This window comes from Arthrobacter sp. H41 (assembly GCF_000520535.1).
Lineage (GTDB): Bacteria > Actinomycetota > Actinomycetes > Actinomycetales > Micrococcaceae > Arthrobacter_D.
Map to the genome: position 1 here is coordinate 1 of NZ_AZRZ01000462.1, position 6,754 is coordinate 6,754.

General features: G+C 63.5%; 8 protein-coding genes. 3 read left to right on the forward strand and 5 right to left on the reverse strand.

Annotated features, from left to right (window positions below):
- A partial coding sequence (locus Y705_RS16445) for a transposase (protein WP_173401032.1) occupies positions 1-227 on the forward strand: 227 nt, incomplete at its 5' end.
- Between the two features lie 546 nt (positions 228-773).
- Here Y705_RS16445 and Y705_RS0101340 read toward each other — a convergent pair.
- Positions 774-1,358 carry a WD40 repeat domain-containing protein gene (locus tag Y705_RS0101340; protein WP_026531565.1) on the reverse strand — a complete coding sequence of 195 codons (585 nt, stop codon included), beginning with the start codon at positions 1,356-1,358 and terminating at the stop codon, positions 774-776.
- A 233-nt stretch (positions 1,359-1,591) separates the two neighbouring features.
- A complete protein-coding gene (locus Y705_RS0101345; protein WP_026531566.1) occupies positions 1,592-2,362 on the reverse strand; it encodes a hypothetical protein in 771 nt (256 codons plus the stop codon).
- 259 nt (positions 2,363-2,621) lie between these two features.
- Here Y705_RS0101345 and Y705_RS0101350 point away from each other — a divergent pair, with 259 nt between their 5' ends.
- The gene (locus Y705_RS0101350; RefSeq protein ID WP_026531567.1) at positions 2,622-3,827 is read left to right on the forward strand and encodes an integrase catalytic domain-containing protein; all 1,206 of its coding nucleotides are present in this window, start codon (positions 2,622-2,624) and stop codon (positions 3,825-3,827) included.
- A 194-nt stretch (positions 3,828-4,021) separates the two neighbouring features.
- On the opposite strand, the gene Y705_RS23355 is transcribed toward Y705_RS0101350, so the two are convergent.
- The 3 genes from Y705_RS23355 to Y705_RS0101360 form a co-directional block, all read right to left on the reverse strand.
- A complete protein-coding gene (locus tag Y705_RS23355; protein WP_275450787.1) occupies positions 4,022-4,651 on the reverse strand; it encodes an MFS transporter in 630 nt (209 codons plus the stop codon).
- Entirely contained in the window at positions 4,648-5,583 is a 936-nt protein-coding gene (locus Y705_RS23360) for an MFS transporter (RefSeq protein ID WP_444826147.1), read from the reverse strand. Before Y705_RS23360 ends, Y705_RS23355 begins: the two co-directional genes overlap by 4 nt.
- Entirely contained in the window at positions 5,544-6,293 is a 750-nt protein-coding gene (locus Y705_RS0101360) for an LppX_LprAFG lipoprotein (RefSeq protein ID WP_216698699.1), read from the reverse strand. Before Y705_RS0101360 ends, Y705_RS23360 begins: the two co-directional genes overlap by 40 nt.
- Positions 6,294-6,310: 17 nt before the next feature.
- On the opposite strand from Y705_RS0101360, the gene Y705_RS20865 reads away from it, so the two are divergent.
- The gene (locus tag Y705_RS20865) at positions 6,311-6,559 is read left to right on the forward strand and encodes a transposase family protein (RefSeq protein ID WP_162149017.1); all 249 of its coding nucleotides are present in this window, start codon (positions 6,311-6,313) and stop codon (positions 6,557-6,559) included.
- Positions 6,560-6,754: the final 195 nt, after the last annotated feature.

A 6,754-nucleotide genomic window follows, 5' to 3' on the forward strand; every position in this document is an offset into this window, starting at 1 on the left:
TCGCCGCGGTGATGGCCTACAACCTCACCCGCGCCGCCGGGCTCCTCGCCGCGGGCCCCTTCGGCAAGGCCAGGACCGGCACGATCCGCCGCAAACTCATTCACGTCCCGGCTAGGTTGGCCACTAGCGCACGACGCATCCGTCTTCACCTCCCCGAAGCCTGGCCCTGGCAGACACCCTGGCAAGCCCTGTTCGACCACCTCTACCCGCCGCCGCAACCCGCCTAAGCCCCGTCAACCCAGCCACACGGCGCAACCAGGACCACCAGTGGAACACCGACAGGCAGCGAGGCCCGGCACCCCAACATGCCCTCAACCCACAAAACCGCCCCACAGCCCACAAAACCGCCCAACACGAATCACGGCCGTCCGCCCACGCCGACCGGTGGATTCAGGCTAAGGGTTCCATCCAGACGGCTTATAGTTGCTCGCAAGATGATCTATCGATGGGCAGTTTTTTTGGGTGGATCTAAGGCGAAAGGGTCGGCATCGTCCCTTCCAGGGTTGAGCGGAATCTCGGTATGAGCGTCCTTAGCTCACCGGCTGTTTTCGGGAGCGGTGCGGCTAAGGCACTCGGTTTCCGTCATAGCCAATCGGGAGCCCGATCCGGGCCAGCGATACGTACGGTGAATACCACTCGATCGACGTGTGTATCAGCCACTCCTGCAGTTCCCTCCGAGTTCGGTCAACAGTTTCGGCGACCATGATGTGTCCGTGATTTGCTCCGCGCCCAACGAGGAACGCGACACCTAAACCGGCTAGAGACGTATACTGCTACTTCCTCTCCGAGGTGTCCGTCGTCGGTGCGTATATGCCCCAGTCAATCGCGTTCTGCAAGCGGCTTACTCCGTCGTCAACGAGTGATTTCTCGGCGGCCGCCGCGGTCAGGTAGGGAAGGGCCAACGATGTAACTTCGCCGCTGAGGCCGGCTACGATCAGGGACCTACCGTCCGCCGAGAAGGCGATCGAGCGCACCTGATCCGGCAGCACTTGCGCGAAGTACATTGGGACTAGGCGGCCGGTCGTGAATACCCGCACCTGGCCGTCTGAGATCCCGTAGGCGATGAGCAGGCCATCCGGGCTGATTGCGGCGTCCGGGACCGCGTGACCGTCAGTCGCCTGGAAAATTTGGCGGTGGACTTGCGCGCCGTTCTTGACCTCGATGCGAGTCGAGCAGGCGAATGACCCGGTTGCGTCGCCGATAGGGAAGACTATCGAGCCGTCCGAAACGCCGATGAACTTGCGGGTCGCTGCTCCGCATCCCGCGGCCGAGGTGAGCATGCCTTGGGGGCTGAGGTCGAGCCCTGTCTGAAATACGCCGCCGAAGACGCCGCCCCACAGAACGCGGTCATCCAGCACGCGCACTCCTGCAAGGTCGCATACGAACCCATGCTTCATGCGAGGGACTGTCCGATAAACGGTGTGTGGGTCCGGTCGGTTTCATTAGCGAGGAGCAGGAGCGGTGCCTGTTATGTGCCGGTTCCGCAGCCGGTCACGGCTAGGGCTAGCAGATGCCCGGCCGCCGGTGTGGCCTGCGGGCCTCCACGGCGGCCGGGCTTCCTGTGTACCAGCGTTTGACTGGTCAGCGGTGTTTAGCCGGCTGATTCTGCGGTGCGGCGACGGACAACGTAAGCGCCGCCGGTCAGAGCGATGAGGGCCAGCCCGCCACCGATGGCGAATGCTCTGGTGCCGGTTCCGGTTTCCTGGGCGACGCCGGTGTCAGCGCCACCAACGGGCATCTCCACTTGTCCGGCCGCCAGGGTGCCGCACAGCGCCGGTGAGGTTGCTGCCAGGGGCAGTTCGGGGGCGAGGTCGGACTTGGCTGCCGCGCCGGCCGGACTGAGGGTCGCCGGGTCGAGGCCATGGACGACGACGACGGCAGTGCCGGCTTCGAGGGCTGCCTTGGTCTCAGCATTTAGTTCGAACGTCCGGTCAATCGTGTAAGCGGCGCCCTTACCGGCGAGGTTGATGTCAGCGGCAGCTGCGGGGCTGGTGTCACCGCTGGTGGAGAGGGTGGTGAGGACTCCGCCGTAGAACGGAGCCCCTTCGGTGGTGGAGATGACCTGGTCGCCGTCCTTGTCAGCAGAGGGATCCGGACAGGTACCCTGCGCTCCGCCGTGGATGTGCTGGACGTGCGGGTAGGGCATATCCATGAATGTCGCGGGCATATCCGAAACGTTCAGCAGTACTTGAGCCTCATTGCCCGTGACGTGAACTTCTATGGTGGCCGAGCCGGAGCTGCCGTTGAGCTGGCCCAGGGTGGACTGGTAGGACTGGTCAGCGGCCATGGCCGGCGATCCAGAAAGGGCAAGTACGCCCATAGCGAGGGTGGGTACTGCCATAAAGCGGAGTGTCTTGATCATTGGAGAATCCTCCTCATACGCACGCGGGTGATGGTGACTCCAAGGAAGGGGACACCAGTACTTCCAAGCACACCACCCCAAGAATGGATGAGGAGGGTCCTATACCACAGTGTATGAGCCTAAGGCAAAAACACAACCCCGCGAGTTGACTCATCTAATACCTCCGCGTAGCCGGATACGTTGCCTCATTGGGAATCCTCCGGCTAAGGGTGGTGCTTTGGGCGCGGGGTTCGGGTACGCCTGATGGATGGAGCTGTCGATGAGTGAGCGCGGGGCGGTAAGGAGGAAGTTGGCCAGGGAGTACTCGGGTGCTGGGCGTCATCGCAAGACCCGGATCCTTGATGAGCTCACCGGTTTGACGGGGTGGCACCGGGATTACGCGCGGACGGCCCTGCGTGAGGCGCTTACGCTGAAGGTCGTCCGCGCCCGTGCGCCGCGGGCCGGTAAGTACGATGATGCGGCAGTGATGGCTGCGTTGCGGATCTGCTGGACAGCGGTGCGGGCTCCGGCCGGTAAACGTCTGGCTCCGTTCCTTCCGGTGCTGGTGGCGTTGCTGCGGGCGGAGAAGGCCTTCGATCTGACTGATGCGCAGGCCGCGCTGCTGACCGGGATGAGTGCGGCCACCATTGATCGCCGGCTCGCGACGGATCGGGCGAGGCTAATTTTGCGGGGTAAGTCCCATACCAGACCGGGGTCCCTGCTCAAGGGTCAGATCCCGGTGCACACCTGGGCGGACTGGGATGGGGTGAAGCCCGATTTCGTAGAGATCGACCTGGTCGGTCACGAGGGCGGGAACAGCTCCGGAAAGTTCTGTTTCACCTTGACAGATACCGATGTTGCTACCGGCTGGACCGTGAATCGTAGCGTCCCGAACAAGGCACGCAAATGGGTCATCACTGCCCTGGATTCGGTGTTGGCCCGGTTCCCGTTTCCTGTCCTGCGGATCGATTCGGATAACGGTTCGGAGTTCATCAACCATCACCTGCTGGCCTACTGCGATGAACACGAAATTACCTTTACCCGGTCCCGGTCGGGCAACAAGAACGACGGCTGTTACGTGGAGCAGAAGAACTGGTCCAGGGTCCGCGAACTCGTCGGCAATTACCGGTACGACACAGCTACTGAGCTGGCGAAGCTCAATGAGATCTGGGAGCTGGACGCGGTATTCACGAACTATCTGATGCCCCAGCAGAAGCTTGTCTCTAAGGAACGCGCCGGCGCCAGAGTCATCAAGAAACACGACACCGCCCAGACCCCGCACCAGCGCGCCATCACCCGCCCGGAGATCCGTAAGCGGCCGGTCATCACGATGAACGCGGCCTTCAAACACACCAAGCCGCTGGCCCTGTCCCGGCAGATCAACGCGCTCACCGCCCAACTGGAAACCCTCACCACCGCAAAGCAGGCGCCCAGGACCAAGCCCGCCCTGAGCAACACCGGCCAAGCCATCAGCCGTACGAGCTAAACGGAGGTTTTCGGATGAGGCAACGTATCAAGGTTCCCGGAGGTATTGACATGAGGCAACAGGCCCCGGAAGCTATCTATTCTTGGGCTATCTTCGGAGATGTTGCTGCCGTCATAGTGTGGATGGGTGTCTGACACAGGCCCGATCGTTACTGCGGGTCCCCCGCAGTGTCTCGCTCCGGCTCCTCGGCATACTCATTGCGCGCGCTGATCAGTAGACCCAGCGCCGCGCCTACCACACACACAATCGCGGTGATCGAGAATATTTCTCCGTACTGCAGGACGTACCTCGGCCAACAACCGTTCCTCGAGTGTGCCGCCCGTGCTGGCGGGCAGCCTGGTCAGATGCTGGTTGAACCGGTAGAGGCCCCATGCGCTCAGCGCCGCGATGCCGAGCAGCATGCCGATCATGCGGGCGACCACGATCGCGGCCGATCCGATCCCGTGCTGGGCGGCGGGAACCACGCGAAGCGTGGCGGACGTCAGCGGACCGATTACCAGGCCGAGACCCAGGCCGGCGATCGCGAGGTCGGTGTACAGTGTCGGCAGGGTGAATAGTCCGAGATCGTGTTGTGCCGTCAGCACATCGACGGACCATTTCGAGATCAGCAGATAGCCCACCGCGGCGAGGAGCAGGCCGGTGAACGCGACGATCCGGTCGCCGATACGTGTGGCCAGCCATCCGCCGAGTAGCGCCCCGATCGGGAGCGCGACGAGGAAGCGCAGCAGCAGGAGAGCAGCCTGGTTTTGGTCTTGACCCAGGACGCCCTGACCGAACAGCTCGACGTTGACCAGCGTCACCATGAGCGCTGCGCCGGCGGTCATCGACGCGCCAAGTGCCGCCAGGAACGGCCTGACGTGCACTCCTGCCGGTTCGAGCAGGCGGGTGCGGGCGAACCTCTCNGCGCGAATTCCCACAAGCGGGTGCGGGCGAACCTCTCCCAGACGAAGAATGCGATGGTCGCCACGGCGGCCGCGATCAGCATCGGCATCCCCCAGCTGGGCAACACCAGCTTGCCGTCGGGCTTGGGGTTGTAGAGCCCGATTACGATCAGGCCCAGGGCGATGGCCAGCAGCAGACCGCCGAGCACGTCAACCTTCTGGGTGTCATCGGTTTCCTGCCGGTCCGGCAGGCTGAAGTGGATCATCACCATCGCGATCACCGCAAGCGGCACGTTGACCCAGAAAACGGCCTGCCAATGCTGGAACAGCCCGACCAAAGCGATGCCGTACAGCGGGCCGAGCACGCTGCCCAGTTCCTGTACGGCGCCGACACCGCCCAGCACGGTTGCGCGGTTGCGCGCAGCCCACAGTTCTGCGGCCAAGGCCATCGTCACCGGCAGCAGGGCGCCGCTGGCGGCACCCTGGAGAGTACGGCCGAGGACCAACACGGTGAGATCGGCCGACAGTGCCGTGACTACCGATCCGAGCGCGAAGCCGGCTAAACTGACCTGGATGAGCATCTTCCGTCCGAACTGGTCCGACGCCCGACCCAGGAGCGGCATCGCCGCGATGTAGCCGAGCAGGTAGCCGGTGATGATGGGAGTGACCCGCTGGAGCTGATTCACTCCGATGCCGACGTCGCGCATGATGTCGGTCATGATCGTGACAACGACGTAGGTGTCGAGCGCGCCCAGCGCCACTGCGAGACTGGCCGCGCTGATCGCGATGCGGCGATTGGTCGGCACCCGCCCGGCTGCCGGGGGCCGGCCCTGAATCACCCTGCCGGATTCTCGACGGTGACCGGTTCGCCCCACTCGGACAGGATCATGGTGACACTGTTACCGGGGCTGGGCTCCAACCGGACCTGCATCAGCTCACGGTTGCCGTCCTCAGAGATCCACACCGTGCCAGGCACAGGGTCTGTCGCCCCGATCTGCGGGGAGATGTTGTTGACCGCGTCCGCGGCGACGTTGCCGGTGATGCGTACAGTGTCCACGCCTTCGACGGTCTCCTGTCCGTCGATGTTGGGATCGGAGAAGTTGGCGAGCACGTTGGCCAGCCCCACGTCAGGGTCCAGGATCGTCGCGACGTCGTAGAGGTTGGATGCCGGCCCGAAGTTGGTCAGGCTGCCTCCCGACGTGATGGCGGCCCACAGGTTGCCGTCGGAGACCACGAACTCAACCCCTTTGAGCTGCTGGTCAAGATATGTCATGTCGAGTGTGCCCTCGGCAGCGACTGCGGGAGTCTGTGTGAGATCGCCCTCGATGAACTCGACCGGCAGTCCCGCGATTTCGCCCTCGACCGAAAGCTCGAGATGCGTGCTGGTCTGGGCTTTGGTGGTCTCGCTCGACTCATTCAACAGGGTGGCGGGCGTTCCCTTGATGATCACGATCATCAAGGGAACGGGGCCGGTGCACCCGGCAACGAGGGCGATGCCGGCGATGAGGAGTGCGAAGATCACCACAAAGCGGAACTGCAGGGCTGCACTGTACATGGCCGAATTGTACACGCCTGCATCAATCATGCGTCTACCTCTGCCCGGTGAAGGACGTCTATTCCGGGAGGACCGTCGGGTACTCGGTGGGCTCGCGGATGCAATTCTCTCTGGCCGTCATCGCGCTGGAGAACGCGGTGCGGGCACATCGTCCTTCAGGGACCGTCGTCCATTCAGATCGTGGTCTCAGTTCAGGTTTCAGCGCTTTGTCGAATTGGTCGGGCATCACGGCCTCACTATCCACCGCAACCTCGAACAATCACAGCAAGGGACTGCTGTCCTCCAGCGGTGGTTAGACATAACCCCGCTCGATCGGTGACCGGCCAGCAACATTGCCGATAGGCCGGCTGGACGTGGTGCCGACAGTGAGCCGGCTGCTGGCCCGCGGTGAGGAACACCTCATTCTGGGGCTGCCGCCGGGTGTTTCCTCCGAGGCCGCCGTCCACGCCCTGCATCGGGGCCTAAGCCTTGATCCACCGATCTGCCGGAGT